The 19,347-nt window shown below is 43.0% G+C and carries 13 protein-coding genes; 7 read left to right on the top strand and 6 right to left on the bottom strand.

All coding sequences use genetic code 11. The features are described from left to right. Positions 1-5 precede the first annotated feature (5 nt). The 3 genes from mgtA to K2Y18_01510 form a co-directional block, all read right to left on the bottom strand. Positions 6-2,549 carry a magnesium-translocating P-type ATPase gene (gene mgtA / locus K2Y18_01520; protein ID MBX9804413.1) on the bottom strand — a complete coding sequence of 848 codons (2,544 nt, stop codon included), beginning with the start codon at positions 2,547-2,549 and terminating at the stop codon, positions 6-8. A gap of 53 nt (positions 2,550-2,602) precedes the next feature. Beyond that, the gene (locus K2Y18_01515; protein MBX9804412.1) at positions 2,603-3,781 is read right to left on the bottom strand and encodes a hypothetical protein; all 1,179 of its coding nucleotides are present in this window, start codon (positions 3,779-3,781) and stop codon (positions 2,603-2,605) included. A gap of 146 nt (positions 3,782-3,927) precedes the next feature. Continuing rightward, positions 3,928-4,776 carry a hypothetical protein gene (locus K2Y18_01510; protein MBX9804411.1) on the bottom strand — a complete coding sequence of 283 codons (849 nt, stop codon included), beginning with the start codon at positions 4,774-4,776 and terminating at the stop codon, positions 3,928-3,930. A gap of 449 nt (positions 4,777-5,225) precedes the next feature. Between K2Y18_01510 and K2Y18_01505 the strand changes: the two genes are divergently transcribed. Then, positions 5,226-5,927: a hypothetical protein gene (locus K2Y18_01505; protein MBX9804410.1), complete on the top strand. Its 702-nt coding sequence runs from the start codon at positions 5,226-5,228 to the stop codon at positions 5,925-5,927. A gap of 10 nt (positions 5,928-5,937) precedes the next feature. Here the strand turns inward: K2Y18_01505 and ubiG are convergent, their stop codons facing one another. Next, positions 5,938-6,690, bottom strand: a complete 753-nt coding sequence (gene ubiG, locus K2Y18_01500; GenBank protein MBX9804409.1) for a bifunctional 2-polyprenyl-6-hydroxyphenol methylase/3-demethylubiquinol 3-O-methyltransferase UbiG — start codon at positions 6,688-6,690, stop codon at positions 5,938-5,940. A gap of 88 nt (positions 6,691-6,778) precedes the next feature. On the opposite strand from ubiG, the gene K2Y18_01495 reads away from it, so the two are divergent. From K2Y18_01495 to K2Y18_01485, 3 genes are all read left to right on the top strand, one after another. Further along, positions 6,779-8,014 carry an aspartate kinase gene (locus K2Y18_01495; GenBank protein ID MBX9804408.1) on the top strand — a complete coding sequence of 412 codons (1,236 nt, stop codon included), beginning with the start codon at positions 6,779-6,781 and terminating at the stop codon, positions 8,012-8,014. A 68-nt stretch (positions 8,015-8,082) separates the two neighbouring features. Beyond that, positions 8,083-9,039, top strand: a complete 957-nt coding sequence (locus tag K2Y18_01490) for a nitronate monooxygenase (protein ID MBX9804407.1) — start codon at positions 8,083-8,085, stop codon at positions 9,037-9,039. 86 nt (positions 9,040-9,125) lie between these two features. Continuing rightward, a complete protein-coding gene (locus tag K2Y18_01485) occupies positions 9,126-11,063 on the top strand; it encodes a patatin-like phospholipase family protein (GenBank protein MBX9804406.1) in 1,938 nt (645 codons plus the stop codon). 64 nt (positions 11,064-11,127) lie between these two features. On the opposite strand, the gene K2Y18_01480 is transcribed toward K2Y18_01485, so the two are convergent. Beyond that, on the bottom strand, positions 11,128-13,002 hold the full coding sequence (locus K2Y18_01480) for a hypothetical protein (GenBank protein MBX9804405.1): 1,875 nt from the start codon (positions 13,000-13,002) through the stop codon (positions 11,128-11,130). A 219-nt stretch (positions 13,003-13,221) separates the two neighbouring features. On the opposite strand from K2Y18_01480, the gene K2Y18_01475 reads away from it, so the two are divergent. Next, positions 13,222-15,120: a patatin-like phospholipase family protein gene (locus K2Y18_01475; GenBank protein MBX9804404.1), complete on the top strand. Its 1,899-nt coding sequence runs from the start codon at positions 13,222-13,224 to the stop codon at positions 15,118-15,120. A gap of 12 nt (positions 15,121-15,132) precedes the next feature. On the opposite strand, the gene K2Y18_01470 is transcribed toward K2Y18_01475, so the two are convergent. Beyond that, complete coding sequence (locus K2Y18_01470; protein ID MBX9804403.1) at positions 15,133-16,644, bottom strand: hypothetical protein; 1,512 nt, start codon at positions 16,642-16,644, stop codon at positions 15,133-15,135. A 207-nt stretch (positions 16,645-16,851) separates the two neighbouring features. Here K2Y18_01470 and ptsP point away from each other — a divergent pair, with 207 nt between their 5' ends. Then, positions 16,852-18,654 carry a phosphoenolpyruvate--protein phosphotransferase gene (gene ptsP / locus K2Y18_01465; protein ID MBX9804402.1) on the top strand — a complete coding sequence of 601 codons (1,803 nt, stop codon included), beginning with the start codon at positions 16,852-16,854 and terminating at the stop codon, positions 18,652-18,654. A gap of 36 nt (positions 18,655-18,690) precedes the next feature. Continuing rightward, positions 18,691-19,326, top strand: a complete 636-nt coding sequence (locus tag K2Y18_01460) for a hypothetical protein (GenBank protein MBX9804401.1) — start codon at positions 18,691-18,693, stop codon at positions 19,324-19,326. Positions 19,327-19,347: the final 21 nt, after the last annotated feature.

Raw genomic sequence — 19,347 nt, 5'->3', positions numbered from 1 at the left:
TTTTTTTAATTTCGACTGTAGGAATAGAATATTCGTTTTCCCACTTCTGCAAGCAATAGGTAGGACAAACAAAGGACGCCAAGCATGATGAAAAAATTGGTCGGCAGGGGCACAAAATTGAAGTAAGTGCCAAGGGGGGTGAACGGAATGAGGACACCAAGGCAAACAAGAAAGATACTTGAGATTGCTAAAATAGGGCTGGGTTTGCTTTTCAAAGGCGACAAGCGGGTTCGAATGATAAAGATCACCAGAATTTGCGTTGCCAAAGATTCGATGAACCACCCTGTTTGAAAGAGCGCCTCTGAAGCTTTGAACACATATAATAAAATCCCGAAAGTCAGAAAATCAAATACCGAACTAATGGGCCCCATCATAAACATAAAGTTTCTGATAAAAGATATGTTCCAGCGATGGGGCTTTTCCAAAAAGGATTTGTCTACATTATCGAGAGGTATGGCAATTTCAGAAAAATCATAAAGCAAATTATTGAGGAGAATTTGTGTTGGCAACATGGGCAAAAAGGGAAGGAAAAGCGCCGCTCCTGCCATGCTGATCACATTACCGAAATTTGAACTTGTCATCATCATGATGTATTTCATGATGTTCCCGTAGGTGGTCCGTCCTTCGATAATCCCTTCATAAAGAACATTCAAATCTTGTTCTAAGAGAATGATGTCGGCTGCTTGCTTAGCAACATCTACGGCTGTATCAACAGAAACAGCGACATTTGCGCTATGAAGAGACGGGGCATCGTTAATCCCATCACCCATAAAGCCAACCACATGCCCCATTTGTTTTAACAGGGTAATAATACGATTTTTTTGGGTAGGATTGACCCGGCAGAAGATATTTGTCTTATTCATTTTTGCCATTAATGTTGGGTTGTCGAGGTGGTCAATTTCATGACCCATTAAAAGACCCGTGATCGGAATTTTGAGTTCTTGGCATACATGCTGGGTAACCAATTCATTATCCCCGGTCACGATTTTGAGGATCACCCCATTTTCTTGAAGCTTTCTTAATGCTTCTTCAGCACTTTTTTTAGGGGGATCATAAAAGGTCGCAAAGCCTGAAAATGTAAGACCGCTTTCATCATGAATAACTGCATGATTATGGGTTTTGGGAACTTCTCGCCACGCAATTCCCAGGACGCGCAAACCCTGTTGGCTCAAACTTTCAAACTGAGCGTTGATCCGATCACGATCGCCTTTTTTGAAAGTTTTCGGCTTTGCCGTCTTGGCTTCATCTTCAAAATGAGTTGAGATTGCTAAAATATCTTCAGGGGCTCCTTTGACTAAAAGGAGCCGCTTCTTCCCATTGTCAACCAAAACAGAAACGCGACGTCGTTCAAAATCAAAAGGGATTTCGTCAATCTTTTCCCAAGGCTCGACCTTTAAATGCTTATGAGACAATATGGCTTCATCTAAGGGGCTTTTCAAACCAGTTTCAAAATAGCTATTCAGATAGGCGATTTCCAAAATATGGTCGCTTTGTTGTCCTTGCAGGTCAAGGTGTTGCGCCAGTTGTATTTTGGCTTCTGTGAGCGTGCCCGTTTTGTCCAGACAAAGAATATCCATACTCCCGAAGTCATGGATGCTGGAGAGTCTTTTCACGATCACTTTTTTTCGGGCCATGCGAACAGCCCCTCGTGCAAGCGTTATGGAAACAACCATTGGCAAAAACTCTGGCGCAAGTCCGACGCCAAGGGCAAGAGCAAATAAAGTGGTTTCAAGCCAGGGGCGATAGAAGAAAATGTTGCTTAAGAAAACAAAAATGATGAGGAAAAGAATAAGGCGCATGAGAAGGAGGCCAAATGCTCGTGTTCCGATTTCAAATTCGGTAGGGGGCGCTTGTGTGGTAAGCGTCGCTGCTATTTCTCCAAGAGCGGAATGTTTGCCTGTGTGACATACAACATAATGCCCTTGTCCCGTTAAAATGGAAGTTCCCATGAATACAGAATTTGTTGCGCTGGTCAGGGTGTCCTCAGAAACTTTAAGATCTTGCGCATTCTTTTCAACAGGGTAACTTTCTCCTGTCAGGAGAGATTGATTGATAAACAAATCTTTGGTGTCCAAAAGACGACCATCGGCCGGGACAAGATCTCCCGCTGAAAGATAAACAATGTCTCCTGGAACTAAATTTTCAATAGGAATCTCAATTTTTTGTCCATCTCGAAGAACAAGCGCTCGTAAGGCTACAGACTGCTTTAAGGATTCTGCCGCGTTGCTCGCCCGAAATTCCTGAACAGCATCAATTGAGATGCTTAAGAGAACCATAAGGGTGATCAAGACAGCGCTGTGAAGGTCATGAACAACAGCAGAGATCGCCGCTGCTATCAAAAGCAAAATGATCAAAGGACTTTGGAATCTGGCTAGATACAAGCGAAGAAGAGATTTCTTGGCGTGGAGCTCAAAGATATTGGGTCCAAATTCTTTGCGGCGCTTGATGCTTTGCGCCTTGGTTAAACCTTCTTGAGTTGATTTAAGGTCATGAAAGAGAATTTGAAGGGGAAGAGACCAGAAATTGCTCACGTTGTGGTTGTTTCCCATCTGTCAGTGAACCAATTTGGATTATCCATAGGTAAACTTTACTATAATAAAGGTTAATCAAGATACCTATTACGTACAAATTGCCATGTCTCAGCAGATAGGCCAAGAATTTGGGCGAGTTCGATAGGATCGCCATTGTCGTATTTCATATTTAAAATTTCATAAAGATGAGCATCGAGAGTGTCGTTTCGACTCTCTAAGAGGGAATTCAATTTTGCCCAAAAGGAAATCCCTTTCGTATAGAAAGCCCCGTAGTCCGTTCGATTGCCACTATTCACTTGCGCGTTGATCAAGAGAAGGCCGCTTAGAAATTTTTCGCCGGCTTTCTGAAATTTTATGTTCAGAACCCGGGCGTGTCCGGGGAGCATTGAAATTCTCAATGCGATAACGCCATAGTAGCTTGCAAGACTTTCTTGTGCCCATGAGGGAGCAGACGGGTAGTACGTTTGAAACTGATGAAATGATTCATGCAAGGCCGTGTAAAGGGCAACCTGTATGTCTTCGATCTCAGAAGAACAATAATTCACAAGTAAAACACTACTTCCAGCAGCACCATCCACGGAACGATTTTCCGGTGAGCCTTTACACCAACCGAAGGTGAAGGTTTGCTCTTCGTTGACCTGACTGACATTTTTTAACCAGACAAGACCAGGAAGAAGCGCCTTCATATCCGGCACGAGGGAAAATGAAGTTGAATCATCCAAAAGATAGGTTAGGTTGACACCGCTTTGTGTTAATGTTCCAAGTTTTGTGAAGTTTTGTAAGGAAAAGAGAGGGGGTTGAGATTCGTTAGGAAGGGGGTGGCCGTAAGACGGATTTTGTTCAGAATAAGTGGGTTGTATACCGTCAGATAACACTTTTAGGAATTCACCACCATGAAGATTTTTGAACCGCGGCAGGGCTGAAGGTTCACACAAAATGAACGACGCTCCATTCCGGACACATTGTTGTGAGGAGACAGGCGATTCTGAACCTTTCAGACGAACCTGCCAATGAAGATTTTGTGTCTTCTCTGGAATAAGCCATGTTCCTTCTTCCTCCTGAACTTCTTTGCTATCACAGGTCAAATTCTCTACTTGAGAGGGGATGCCAGAAGTGAAAAAACGTAAAGTAAAAGGTCCGCCTTCAGGTGGCACGGGATTTAGGCGGACAGCAAGGAGGTTGGGATCATCAGAAGTTTGCCGCACGGAATAAATCACCGGAAAGTTGGGTGAGTTCCCTTGTTCACCCAATTGCTCTTCCATGGCGTTTGTCGCGAAGGTGCCAACGCAATAGGTCAGAATGAAAAGGGCAATAGGCCTAAAAAAGGATCTGAATGGTTGATTCCAGGCCCAGTGATCCTGCTTATTGTAACGAATTTCTAAACCTCTTCACCTACTCATAATCCAATTGCAACCAAGGTGTTTAACATCAGTTCTGCTTCTAAATTTAACGCTATTCTTTTTTTTGCCACTTTATTGATTTCTTTTATTGTTCGGGTTTCCATGAAAACCTCCCAGTGGGGTAAGAACGCTAAGGTTTTGGAAACGAAAGGATTTGAATCATTCTTTAGGTTCAAAACGACAGGAACATCAGGGCAAGTTTCATGAACGAATGAATGCCAACCGCCATCTAAAAGCTCATCTGATGGGAGCTTCCAACGACCAGCCCATACTTTTTCGCCTTGTTCTTCCAGGCCCATTTTACAGTTTAACATGACAAGGGACATTGTTGATGCAACATCAATTTCACAGTCCTTTTGAGGGCATTTCTCTAAGAAGTAGTTATTTAAGGGATTAAGCATTTGGACAACCCAATCGTTTTCCGCGGCTTTGGAAAAGTAAGCAAGCACAAGGGATGTCACCCTGTCGGAAAAGGGACTAGAATTTGAAGTGATATTTTTCTTCAGAAGATTTAAAGAAAATTCAGGCTTAGATAGATGGAAAGCTAAAATTGCAGCTTCCATACGTTCTAAATATACGTCGTTTATATTATCATCTAGAAGCTGGGGTTCCAGTGCTGTTAAGGCAGCAAAGCACGTCGCTTCGGGTTTGCCTTCGTCATAATCAAAAAACACATCATCAACTTGCTCGCGAAGTGTTAAAGGTTCTGGGGGCGGAGGTGAAACTTGTTTATTTTGAGTTAAGGAGGTGCCTTCTGGGGAATCTTTCGTGCCATCTGTCCCATAAGTATGAGAAATCTGGTTTATACCGACAAATAGTCCTAGAACTAAATATACTAATTTCATTTTTAATTCCTTCGATAAATTGTATGTAAATATAGGTTATTTTAACTAACATATACCAATGGAAAAATCCTTTGTAAAGAGCCAATGGTGATGGGGTTGTGTAGAAAACTTTAATTGTAAACAAAATTGATTTCATAAAAACATAAATTCGTGCTCTTTGTTTTCATAGAAATGGTTTTTTTCGGGTTCTAGGGGATTGGGATGTGTTTTGTAGATGGCTCCTTCTCTTTTAATGCATTTTTTCACTAAAACAGGATGAGTGTTTATCCTTTCTTAGTGAGTAAGTATAAGGAATAATAGAAAAATGAAGATCATTATGTATCAATTTTTGTTTTTTAGGAAATATAAAGTGAGGTCAAAAACTGACGGATATATAAATAAATTGACTCCAAAAATAACTTAATTTAGGGTGATGGTGAATAAAAACTAGCAGAAATAGAGGGTATACCATGGAATTTCACTCCACTTGTAAACTTAGTTATGCGCTTACAATTGCATTCTTACTATCCTTTGCAGGGATTTGCGCGGAGGATGAGAATGAAGATACGAGGGGTGGCAAAGCCTTAAATGCCAATACTATCTTATTTATTAATTCCTTCCCAGCAAGAGTGAATGTAAGAATTGAATTTGGATATAAGAAAGATGAATTTGACTCTGAAAAAAGTGAGGATGAACGGTCGTTTGGAGAAAAAAGATATGCAAATGGACTGGACTTTTTCACTCTAGAGGAAAATGAGAAAGCTGTTGTTGAGTTGTGCGAGTTCATTGATTCAAAGACGGAGTCGCCTATTGACCTCGATGCACTTAACCTCGATGAAGTTACCGTTTACATGAAATGTCCTTTGACAAAACTTGCAGAGGAGAACGGATGGGTTGTTCCAGGTTCTGATAGTGTCGACGAGACAAAGGATGATGAATCGAGCGAGGACGAGGGGTATAAACCAAGAACAGTAGCTGAGAGGGATCGGTTTATTAAGCAATTAGAGCATAACAAACTATATCCCCATCAAGATTACAATAACAGTTTCGTTATTGATGGTAGGGGAATCCTTAGAGTCGGGAGAGTCTTTGAAATTAAAGAGAGGGACTCCGAGAGACGGGACATTTTGCAATTTAATTATGCAACCATTAAACCTCGAGAGAAGGAATAAGCGATCTTATTCACAGGCCCCTTTTCGCATACCCCAAATAATTCACATCAAGATCAGTTGTTAAATGCCACTGTTCTTTAAGGGGTGTGTAAGACATGCCTTTTAAATCTGCAAAAGAAAATCCGAGAGGTCGCAAAGTGGTGGCGAGTTCGGCGGGGGTTAGAAATTTATCCCAGTCATGGGTGCCTTTTGGCAGGAGGCGCATGATATATTCGGCGCCCACAATGGCAAAAGCATAAGCTTTCCAAGTCCGATTAAGGGTGGACAGGATAAGAGCCCCTTTGGGAGAGACAAGCTGTGTGCAGGTTTTTAAGAACCCCGGCACATCGGCCACATGCTCTACAATTTCAAGGGCAAGCACTACATCAAACACCTTTCCTTTTGTGGTGAGCTCTTCAGCCGATGTGCATATATAGGTAATGGGTAGATCCATCATGGCAGCATGGGCCGTTGCCACTTCAATGGCTTCCTGGCTTGCATCAATGCCCGTCACTGTAGCCCCCAGGCGCGTCAACGGTTCTGCCACAAGCCCGCCCCCACAGCCAATGTCCAGAATCGTCAATCCAGTCAAAGGTTTGTCTTGGGATGGCTCTTTTTGAAAATGGGAGAGCAAACAGTCTCGAATGTAGCGAATGCGGGTGGGATTCAGTTGATGGAGGGGTTTGAAAGGGCCATTTTCATCCCACCATTGGGATGCAATTTTGCTAAACCGTTGAATCTCTGAAATATCTATGGAAGAATGGGGGGGTGTAGGTTGCGTCATGACTTGTGTGTTTTTCCTTGACGGGTTAAGAATAGGTAAGTTCTATTCTCTTAACTTACAAGACTACACAAAAAATATCGCGGGGAAAATGGCACGCATTGTTCAAAAATTTGGGGGAACTTCTGTTGCAGATATTGCGCGTCTGGAAGCCGTATCCTTAAAAATTAAGAAGGAAGTTGATGCTGGCCATCATGTTGCCGTTGTTGTCTCTGCCATGGCTGGGGTGACGAACCGTTTGGTTGGCTATGCACAATCCCTGGCGGGCCCTTCTCAATCCTCGGAATATGATGTGATTATTGCGGCCGGAGAGCAAATCACAAGTGGTTTGTTGGCTCTGGCCCTCAACCAAATTGGCATTCCCGCACGTTCGCTCCTTGCGTGGCAAATTCCCATTCTAACGGATCATTTTCATGGAAGTGCTCGCATAAAGCATATTGACCCGACTCAGCTCGAGGAATGTTGGTCAAATGGGATGATCCCAGTGATTGCTGGATTCCAAGGCCTTGCCCCAGATGGACGGCTCACTACTTTGGGGCGGGGTGGGTCTGACACAACAGCCGTGGCCTTAGCGGCCGCTTTAAAGGCGGATCGCTGCGATATCTACACAGACGTCACCGGAGTTTACACAGCTGATCCGCGCATCGTGCCCAAAGCAAGAAAGCTCAAAGAAATTACCTATGAGGAAATGTTTGAGTTGAGCGCTCAAGGAGCAAAAGTCCTACAGACTCGGTCTGTTGAAACCGCGATGGTTCATCAGGTTCATGTGCAAGTTCTGTCAAGCTTTCATGAAGAGTCGGGCACACGCATTGTACCAGAAAAAATGCTCACCGACAGCATGCACGTCAGCGGCATTACCCATAAAGGCGATGAAGCACGTGTGACGATAAAGAATATGTGTAATGAGACGCATGTTATTGCTGATATTATTGAGGTTTTGGCGAATTCGAAGGTTCATATCGATATGATTGTACAAAATGTTTCAATAAATGATCAGACAGATTTAACATTTACGGTCCAAAAGGGAGAAATCCCCAGGGTTGTCGAGGCGTTAAAGGAAATGAAAGAGATCTCGTTTGATGACTTGATCCTGGATCCAAATGTTGCCAAAATTACGGTGGTGGGTGTTGGTGTGCAACGACGCCTTGGCATTGCAAGTTTGATGTTTAAAACATTAGCAGAAATGGGAATACCCTTACAGGTGATTTCTTGCTCTGCTATTAAAGTCAGTGTATTAGTAGACGAGTCCTTAGCAGAAGAGGCGGTACGTACTCTTCATCGTGCTTATGGTTTGGACGTGGAGACGGAACAAGGAGTTTTGACTTGAGATTACAACAATTATGGCAACGGGGTTGTTCCTTTTTAGGAACCGATTATGCCATTTTGGGCGGAGCCATGACCTGGGTGTCGGAGCGAAACCTCGTTTCTGCTATCTCTAACGCAGGAGGCTTCGGTGTCATTGCGGCAGGAGCCATGACGCCCGATCTTCTGGATGAAGAAATTCAAGCCACTGTTCAGATGACTAAGCGACCCTTTGGCGTGAACCTCATCACCATGCACCCAGACTTAGATGCATTGGTTGACGTTTGTGCAAAAAACAAAGTTAGCCATGTTGTGCTTGCTGGGGGATTACCCCCTGCATCAGCGATGGCGAAGGTTAAGGAATATGGGGCTAAAGTTTTGTGTTTTACGCCAACCCTTGCCTTTGGAAAAAAATTAGTCAAGATGGGCGTTGACGCGCTGATTATTGAAGGAAATGAGGCAGGCGGGCATGTTGGACCGGTTTCTGCTAGCATTTTGGCGCAAGAGGTGTTGCCTGTCATTAAGGATGTTCCTATCTTTATTGCCGGTGGGATTGGTCGTGGGGAAGCGATTGTTAACTATCTTGAACTCGGCGCTTCTGGCGTTCAGCTAGGGACACGGTTTGTTTGTGCCACTGAGTCGCAAGCTCATCCATTGTTCAAGCAAGCGTTTATAAGGGCAAATGCACGGGATGCCGTCTCTTCAGTCCAATTAGACCCCCGTTTTCCGGTTATTCCTGTTCGGGCTCTGGCGAATGATGCAACCCGACGATTTTTTGAAAAACAAAAGGAAATGATCGGTCGCGTGGACACAGGCGAAATGGATCTCAAACAAGCTCAATTAGAAATAGAGCATTTCTGGGCCGGATCTTTACGTCGTGCCGTTGTCGATGGGGATATTGAGAACGGGTCTCTTATGGCTGGACAAAGTGTTGGCATGATTACCCAAGAGCAAACAACTCAAGAAATCATTCAAGAGCTCATCGCTCAAGCGAATACTTTTAGCGAGAGTAAATGCCCGAATCAAGATGCTAAAAGGGCTGCGGGGTAGGAGCTGTTCTCGGGTCTAAGGTTTAAGAAAATCTTAATCTATACATATTTATGATTAGCATAGGGGAATCCTTTGGAGACTTTGCTATGTTGTTTCGTTTGAAGTACATCAAAACTTGTATTACTGTCATTGTAATGTCTTTGTGTGGCATCAGCATGAGCCTGCCGGTGCATTCTATGCAGTCCCCTTTAAAAAGATCAAACCAGGGTAAGCAGGAAGACGTCGTTTACAAGGGATTAAGGCACAGCGTTGAGACAAAGCATGTTTTGATGAATGAGAAAACGGCCATGTCTCTCATCCTTTTATATTTATCAAGGCGTGATATTAACAATCTAACCATTGATAAAGCTATGGAGACTTATCTCGATAGGGTTATTAAGAATGCGGTTACGAGGCCAATTATCGTCGAGAGAAGTGATGGGCAATTTGAGGATGAAATTATAAACCCTTTTCTCCAAGATCTTATGAAAAATAGGACATTAACGGAAGAAGGTCATTATATTCTTGATAAAACCTTACATCAAGTCATGATTGAAAGTGCCATTATATTGTTCAAAGAGCACTTTTCACAACCATCGCCAAAACAAAAAATAAAGAATGTTGTTACAAAAGTTAAGAAAAGAATATCAAAAAAGAAACAGTATCTTGGGGCTGTAAACGCCGCTGAATTAGCACCTGAATATGGGGTGGCTAAGAAGACAATTTCTCTTCATGGACTGTTGTTGATGAAATTGTTGAGGTCTGCGGTTGTGCATCAGATAAAATTGGAAGACAATATCTTGCAAGAAGCCGTCACCCAAGCGCAATTCTTTCTTGATTCACTGGGGTTAGAAGAGGACGCTATCGACCCACTCATTGAGGCTCTGAGGAACGTAAAAATTAAGCCCCTTAGCAAAGAGTTGCGAGAAAGTCAAAAAGCTCCCTTAATCGCTATGGGGGAAAAAGGTATAAACAGGAATAAGAAAGTTGTTCTGGTTCTGTCTTTGGATGGAGGAGGGACAAAGGGATTGTACACAGCAAGGCTCCTTGCAGAAATTGAAGCGAGATGTCAGAGGTATATTTCTCAAATCTTTGATATTATTGCCGGAGCGTCAACGGGTGGCATCTTAAGTCTTGCTTTAACAACACCAGCAGCTGAGCCAAACCCGACACGAAAACCAAAATATAGAGCAAAGGAAGTTATTCTTCTTTATGAGAGACTTGCAGAAACTGTTTTTCCTCATCAGTCTAAGGCTAAGAAACTCCTTAAGACGATCTACGGAAATCAATTTGACGCGGATGCCCTTGAGTCAATCTTAAAGGAAGAGTTTGGAGAAACAACTCTTAGCCAGACCCTTAGAAATGTCATCATTCCAGCCTATAACATTAAAACTCATGATACGAAGTACTTCAAAACGCGTGAAGCGATTCGCAATCCTGCCCATGAAAACCCCCTTTTGCATGACCTTGCGCGATTCACCTCTGCGGCACCAACCTATTTCACTCCAGCAGAGCATGAGACAGGGGATCTATTTGTGGATGGGGGAATCACAACCAACAACCCCAGTAAGGTAGCCTATGAAGAAGCTTTGGAGGCCTTTCCAAATGCTGAGAAGATTATGCTTATTTCCCTCGGAACAACAAAAGCGTTGCAAAGACCTAAAGCATCAAAGGGTGGACTCTTAGACAATATGGACACTCTTGTTGAGAGCATGGAGCAACAGTCTAAAACGGTAGATCAAGAACTGACTACCTACTCTGCAAAAAGTCCTGAAAAATTTACATACTTTAGAATTAATGAAATAATCAAAAAACCGATTGATCTTGCTCATTCTGACCGAAAGACATTGGATGACCTTTTGGGTCTTGCTGAAAAAACAATAGCGAGCAATGAGTGGGAAACTATGATCGCTCAGCTGAAAAATTATATACGAGAAAACGAGGGGGGAGAGAATTTAAGAGAAGCTAGAAGTAATTTGAGGTCTTCCAGCAATAGTCTTCGGTCCTCTAGTCAAGGTTTGAGATCTTCAAAGCCGTTTAATTAATTAGAGAAAGAAAAAGGGGAAAGCTTTCAGTTTCCCCTTTTTTGTTCAAACCAGAAAGTTGAGCCTATGCAGCTGGTGCGGCAAAAGCCTTTCGTAGTTCATCGAGCATTTTGAAGATTCGACCAAAATCATGCCTTCTTGGCCCTTCAAACTTATTCATTGCTCTCTTGTCATGCTTTGTTACTGGAGCGCTTTCAAGCACTACAGGGGTGGAGGTCAGATGAAGGGACCCTTTGAAGACCTGGTCTCCTTCTTTTCCAGCCCAAGCAAAAGCCTTGTCATATAGTGCTTTCAACATAGGAATATACTTCGTTGAAAGTAAATTCACTTCCGCGTCTGTCAAGATTTTACCCGGCGCAACGCCCTCAAGATCATGAATGTTTTTTGTCGCCTCTGCTAACTCTTTCTCGGCTTTTTGTAGATCCTTTGTTGATGCGTCCGCTATCTTTAAGATCTCAATTTTCTTCACGGCATTAGTTTCAAGTACTTTTAGTTCTTTCATGTCTGAGTCGTATTTACTTTGAGAAATATAGATGTCAAAAGCTTGCTTTTTCATCAATGCTTGTTGTTTTACGTTTAACTGCATCGCGAAATTCATCAGATCTTTCACATCCCCCGCAAAGGCATCATCAAAAACGCCTTTCTCTTTAAGAGATTGAATAATATCAATAACATTTTGAGTTCCCACATTATAATAAAATCCAAGGTTCGTTAAGATTTGTTCAGGAATTCGATAAAGCTCCCGTTTCAAATCAATCATTTCGCCAAGCTTTCCTTCGCTCATGTTGAAGCTTGGGTCTGTTGCGTACTTAAGACCATCCGATACAAGAAGCTTTGCGGCAATTTCTTGGCGGCGACTTTCATATTTATCAGGGTTTTCTGTCGCTGGGCTGTTGAGAATCTCTTCACGCTTTGTCCAGTATTCATCAAACATGCCACCCTTGTCGTAGATAGGGGCAACGTTACGCATCAGGCGCATCCCTAAATCCTCAGCATGCTTGGCTTCTTTAGGTTTACGATTGTCATACAAATGCCGCGCACATAGATTTAATTGCTTATAGAGTTCATCCTCTGACTTACCGTCGCTTAACTTATGAGCATGTGCAGGATCACTTCGAAGGGCATTATAGGCCTCCCAAAATGCTGCTTTACGCTTTTCTTTCATGGCGATTTTATCATCTTGGGTGAGCCCTTCAAGAAGTTGTTTGGTAAATTTAACATCGTGATACTGAGAAAGTTCTTCGGGGGTTACCAACATCATATGGCATCCTTCAAAAGGGATCGCTTTGAAGTCGCGATTGGCGATGGCCTCGCGCATTACCTTGCCTTGAAGGTCAGGATTCATATATCGAGAAGCGAAGTGTAAATGGAAGGGAGAGTTGCCGGCTTCGTCAACGCGCATGCCTTTTCCCCCCACATCGGGATGTTCGCCTAACCGGAAGAATCGATCCGCAAGGCGTTGTGCGAGATGTTCCATATAGTATTGCATCAAAACAGTCTTTTCATTAACAACAAAGAAGACTTCTAAGTCGGTATAGAGTCCGCTTTCGCATCGGGCCATGGACCCCATTGTGAAAACGGAGAACGTTTTGGGATCAATCCCCATAGCCTTGACTTCTTGATCAATAATGTCATGGACGAATTTTTTATTTTGAGAATCAACTTCTTTTAAGAAAGACTGCATATCCACAACACCTTGAGCAGATAACTGATTAAATTTTTCTGTGTTTTCAGTGCGAATTTTCAGAAGATTTGTTCGATCATTCGTGATTTCTCCAAACATCGTCTTCACATCATCAAATTGAGAACCCCATTCGCGCGTTTTTAATTTGAGGGGACCATTTTGCGAGCTTCCTGGGTCCATATTTGGGGTTTCTGCGAGAGTAACCGACGACATTAATGTCAAAATCAAACCTAATTTGTACTTATTAAATAACATTTTACTTTCCTTATATTTATTTAAATTAAAATAACAACTAATGAGTATATATGTTGTATTCAAATCAATTGCAAGAACTTTCTTGACTGACTAGTCAGTTATTTTAGATTCCGATTAAAAAGAGGGGGGTGAGAAGCGGCGCTGAGCCTGTGATTAATGGTATTTTAAGAGGTTTCTTTTATTCTGGAAACTAACGATACTTTATCAAAGAGAGAAACAATGAAATCCTTAAACCCTCTAGCAAGAGCTACTCTCGCCCTTTTCTTAATGGCTATCCCAAGTCTTTTCATGAGCGTCTCAGGATTTGCCATGCAGCAAAGTTCAAAAGACGCTCCTAAGCAGTCAGTCGGAAAACAACCAAAGAAATCTGACAAAAAACTACAGCGGTCGGACAGTCTAGAGGTGCTACCCCTGCGGGCGGGACCCCGGGAGAAATTAAGAAGGAGTATCGAGGAACACTATGTTTCGATGGATGAAAAGGCAGCTCTCGAGCTTATCATGAGTTATTTAGCAAATGAATCTAAGATTACAGGGCTTGCCCCGGTTCCGGCAATGGGGGCATATCTTGAAGGATTAATTAAGACAGAAGCGACGTGGTTATTAATCGAAGGTACCGATGACGCTGCTTTTAACAAAGTTGTCATTTCAGATCTTATGCAAAAGCTTACCCAAGGAAAAACGCTTGATGAAGAAGGAAATTATTTACTCGAGAAGAAATTACATGAGTTGATGATTGAAAGTGCTATCTCATTGTATAATCAACACTACACGGATGCTTCTTATTGGACGAAATTTACAAAAGTAGCAAAAAGCACGGCCAAAGCAGTAGGTCAAAAAACTGGGCTGTATGTGAAGACACCTCTTCAACCAAAAGAGGATCCCTTAGCGCCTGAATATAAGGCAGTTAAACGGGGACCTTTCCACGGAAGGTTGCTGATGAAGCTCCTGCGGTCCGCAGTCACACACAACATAGAATTAGATTCCTCTTTAAGGGAAACCGCGGAGAAGACTGCAACAGCTTATCTTGCCCAGCTTATATTACCTGAAGCAAAACTTGAACCTCTTTCTGGGGCGCTTAAGGCAATAAAACCAGGGCCAAAAAGCCGCGATCTAACAGATAAACAGAGAGCTTGGTTAATTGAGAAAGGGAAAAAAGGGCTAGATGAAAAGAAAAGGGTGGTTGTGGTTTTATCCCTGGATGGGGGTGGAACTCGAGGGCTTTATACAGCAAGGCTTCTTCAGGCTATAGAGGAAGAATGTGGTAAGCCTATATCTGAAATATTTGATGTCGTATCTGGAACGTCGACGGGTGGCATTTTAGCTCTTGCCTTAAATACACCAGCACTTGACCGCCCAAAATTTACTGGTGCAGATGCCGTTAAACTCTATCGGGATCTTGCAAAAACAATTTTTCCAATTAAGTATTCAGCGACAAAAGTCTTCTGGACAGTTTTTGGCACACAATACGATGCAAGTGCCCTTGAGGCCCTTTTGAAAAGGACATTTGGGGACCTATCCCTCAATGATACCATTGGAAATGTCGTCATACCGGCCTACAACCTTACGGCAGGATCTTTGGCGATTTTCAGAACCCGTTACGCAAAGCGAGATCCTGAGCATCAAAACCAGCGTTTATATGAAGTTGCGAGGTATACCTCTGCAGCGCCTACCTATTTAACGCCCGCTGACCGTAAAGGAAAAGCTGTATATGTCGACGGAGGGATTGGTGTGAATAACCCAAGTTTGGTCGCCTACATGGAAGCTAAGGCAGCTTATCCTAATGCTGAAAAGATTATGGTGGTTTCTTTGGGAACAACTTCAGAAGTAAAAATGGCGCGGGGGGGGAATGTTGGCATAACGAATAGTCTGCCCGTTATTATTCAGGCAATGGATGTCCAGTCCCAAATGGCTCATGATCAATTAGAGTTCATGAAAGACCAGGATCCAGAGAAGCTAAGCTACTTTAGGCTCAATGAGATTACCAATGAGCCAATCGATTTGGCGGATTCAAGCGATCAAGCTCTTGATCGGCTTCTCTCTCTTGCCACTAAAACCATCACGCGTGAGCATTGGCGTGCCATGGTAGCGGCTCTAAAGGCCCATATCAACGAGAAGTAATCGTAAAATCATTTAAAAATGGGCCCACCTTGAGTCATTTCTAAATAGGTTATTGCGGAATTCTGCTCCAGTCACCAGAAGCTCGATTAAGTGTTCCGCTAGGAATCTTAAGTAATCGAGGTGATCTAAAGCCATTTGATTATGATCAATGAACCCAGCGTAGCGCGTGATCAGCCCTAGGTCATCGTCACTCTGGGTGACAGACCAAGTCTTTTGGATCTCTAAAGATTTCCTTCGAAAGTTTGTGAGAAGTTCATCATAGTCTGTATATATCATCACCACGCGTTTGATGAACAGCTCATACCCCGATTGGCGAGATACAGCATCCATCAAAAAATCAGCAAAATCAATATTTCGCTTTCCGAATGAGAGATAGTCGAGGAAGTTTCCTTTATACTCAACGCGGTAACTCTTTACAAACGGAGAGGCATTGTCTTGACGTGGAATCAAAGGAACGGATGATTGTAAGCACGTCACCATAAATCCAGAACTATTAAACGCTTCCAACAAGAGGAGGGTCTTCGATAAGTAGTCGGTAACTTGTCGGAATGGCTCGACATAGCAGGGAATCGTGGGGCCAAGGTCTTGCATGGCACTTGAGCCGAGAGAGTGGCTGTTTTTAACACTTTCCTCAAGAAGAAAGCCAAGCGCAGGCTCAACTTGTTTAAATAGCTTCTTTACCAAATCCTCTTGGGTTGTGGAAGAAACAGACGTGACGATGGTTGTTTTTGTCAGAATAGACCCCATCTTGAGGCGTACTCCATCCTGCACTTCATAAGTCAACATTTCAGGTTCATCATCAAACCAGCCATTCATCAATTCAGGGTGTGGAATTTTGAATGAGAGGAGAGAGTGCCAGATTTCAATTGCTTCTGATAAGTTGTTTTGCTGCTGGTAGCACGTAGCCAATTGAGCTTGTGCTTTCCGGAGTCCTACTGATGCAGCTTTTTGTAACCAAGTCATTTTATGTGTAACTTCTATCAACCCCATATTTTTCTGTGCATAAGGATGTGTTAAAGCCAGTTGACGCAATGAACTTACTTGGTCTTCAGAGCAGGATTCAAAGGTGAATTGGTAATGGAGGCAAGCCAGCATTTGGATTGGGCTTGTTGTTTTGCTTCTCTCAATGGCTGTCTTTATCACCTGCTGACTGCGTCCCTCCTCGTCACCATAATTGAACAGGAGGATAAAACTACAAATATCTGGATATTTCTCAATGAAAGAGGTGTCCGCATCCATCATCCAGGAAAGTCGAAGAACAATTTGTTCTTTAACACCTCTGATAGATAATTCAATCATGTCTAGAACTTTCCAATCATTCTCCTTAACAAAGGTATTAGCGCGTTCCCAGTCAGGTTCCACGGCAAAGATATTGTTAATAAAATCATTGAATATATCTGTTTCTAAAGCAGTTGAATGTACAGGAGAGGGGGGGGCGAATCCAGGATTTTGATTTGTGTCATCCATCGCGAAGGTCCAGGTTGAGACAAGGAGACAGGAAAGAAGCATTGCGAATTTGATCAATTTTACCTCCATCATTTAACTCAATACAAATAACCTTTATAGTTGTTATATAGGAATCAACCAATCGTGTTACAAGGATTCTTAGAGCATATCTTAAAGAATTGCTCAAGATTTGTTAAAATTTATGGTAAAGTGAATATGAACTTGAGTCCGACAGGCAGGGAAACAAAGGCAAAGGTCGTGGCACCTCGTTCAAGGGAGTCATAAATGACAGACAATAGCGCTGAAAAGTGGGTCTCACTCCCCCATGAAGTGGAGGGGATCAGCCTCAATACAGGTGTTGGTTTAGGCCGGGCGGTCATCCATCATTCTGAAGGAGCGAAGAATCCAGCGGATCGGCATGAATTCAAAGGAAAATCTAAAGAAAAAGAATTGTTTCGTCTGGAACGCGCTTTGACACATTTAACTGATGAAATTCAGTCTCTTATATTTAGGCAATCGATTTCGATGTCCCCAATCCAATTTGAAGTTGAATCACGCGAAATCCTGGATGTCTACTTACTCCTTGCCAATGACCCAGGTTGGCAGCGTCAACTGCGAGAAAAAGTGCAAGATGGATTGTCGGCTTTAGATGCGGTTGATCGGACGATGGAGTCAATCCAAGAGAAATTCACCAAGAAGGGAAAGCAGTCTCTGTGGCATGCTCGGATTATTGATTTTGAAGATCTTTCTTTTCGCTTAAAGCGATATTTGACAGGGAGCACGAAGAGTTTTGAGCGCGGCAAGTGGGATTACCCAATGATTCTTGTGGCTGACCGCATAGGGCCTGCTGAGTTGTTGGAATATGACCGAGAACGCCTTGCGGGACTCCTTCTTGTAGAACAATCCCAGACGTCTCATGTCGCCATTGTGGCTCGATCCTTAGAGATTCCTGTTGTAGGTGGTATGAAGGATTTTTTGTGTGAAATAAATCCAGGGGATTCAATTCTTGTGGATGGAAATGAGGGGTACGTATTTATTCGTCCCCCCGAAGAGATTTTGCGTCGATATGATACAAAAACCTTGAGAAATAAGCAGCGCACCCGTGATTTACAGGGCGAAACCATGGCCGGCTTGTTCGCCTGCACTTTGGATGGCGTTTCGATTTCTTTGCAGTTAAATGCTGGCTTGGTGGAAGATGTTGATTACATTGAGGCGGCAGGTGCCGAAGGGGTGGGTCTCTATCGAACCGAAATTCCTTTTATGATGCAACCCAAACTCCCTAATGTTGCAGAGCAGACAAAGTTGTATCGAGAAATTTTAAATCGCAGCGGCACTTACCCTGTTGTTTTTCGAACTTTGGATGTTGGAGGGGATAAAGTATTACCCTACCTCGAACGTGTCAAATCTGAAAACCCAAGTATGGTCAAGAGAACAACAGCCGCAATTCTTGATCGCCCAACTTTGCTCAGACATCAGTTGAGAGCCCTCATTCGGGCCAGTGCCGGCCGCGAGCTTACGCTGATGTTGCCAATGGTTGCTGAGGTGAGCCAAATTAAAGCCGCACGAGATGTCCTTGAAGATGAAATGGCGCAAGAGAGTGATAAAGGAAAGCCGATTCCAACATCCATTCGATTGGGCGCGATGATTGAAGTACCTTCCCTTGTTTGCCAGTTGTCACAGTTGTTTCCGCATGTAGATTTCTTATCTGTTGGCAGTAATGATTTGTTACAATTTTTTTATGGCATTGATCGAGAGCACCCCAAAATGTCTGCACAGTACGACGTGTTGTCGCCCACATTTTTAAGCTTCTTGAAGTTGATTCAAAATCAGTGTGAAGCCGCCCAAATCCCGTTGAGCATCTGTGGGGAAATGGCTGGCCGACCTTTGGAAGCTTTGGCCCTCATTGGTCTTGGGTATCAAACCTTATCTATGTCCGCGGCTTCTGTGCCGCTTGTTAAAAACATGATTCGAAGCATGACCCACATTGAGGTTTCGGATTTTGTGAATGATGTTTGTATCCCTGCACAGCCAAGCATTCGACCCCAATTGCTTGAGTATGCGAAGGCCAACGGGATTGTGTGTGATTGAAATATGAAAAGCGTGTTTTAGGAAAAGGAGGTTCTTGTGAGAATAATAAATGCAGTAAAGGCGGCGCTTGGTGTTTTGATTCTGATGGTATTTTTGCAACCCCTTTTGGGAGTAGAGAAAGTTGAAGGAGAGGGTGGGGCAGGAGGACAAGGTGTTCTTCAGCAAGAAAAACCGGTAGTTCTAGACCCTCAAAAAGAAAAGCCAGTAGTTCTAGACCCTCAACTTGAAGCCCTCGTAAAAGGTTTGTTAGACAAAAATCAAGGCGAAAACGAGAAAAGAATTGAAACTGTTAAAGCTGCACTGTTAGAAAATTTAAAAGCTCAAGAAGAAAGACATAAAGAGGCTCTGACGAGGCTAGAGGCAGGCCATAAGCAGGATCTCAAGAATCAACTGGAACAAATATCAAGTGTCATTAAGCAAGACCCGCCTTCTATTAAACAAAGAATTACTTCAAGTAAATACATTTGGGGGATTGGGGCGGTTACATTCGGGGGAATGGCAATCTCGTTCTTTCATTCATGCGATAGTTTCTATTCCATTCCTTACGCTACTGTTCGAGCCGTTGTGGAGAACTTGCCGCTTCTGATTAATTCGTATTACGTTGCAAAAATCATTCAAGAATCTGCAACGATAAAAGGAAGTGTCGCTTCTCAAGCTGCAAAAATGGAGTGAGAGACGAAAGGATAATTTTAT

The organism is Alphaproteobacteria bacterium, from assembly GCA_019746225.1.
GTDB lineage: Bacteria > Pseudomonadota > Alphaproteobacteria > Paracaedibacterales > VGCI01 > VGCI01.
The sequence above is the reverse complement of the archived record's forward strand: the minus strand, read 5'-3'. Positions and strand labels throughout refer to the sequence as shown.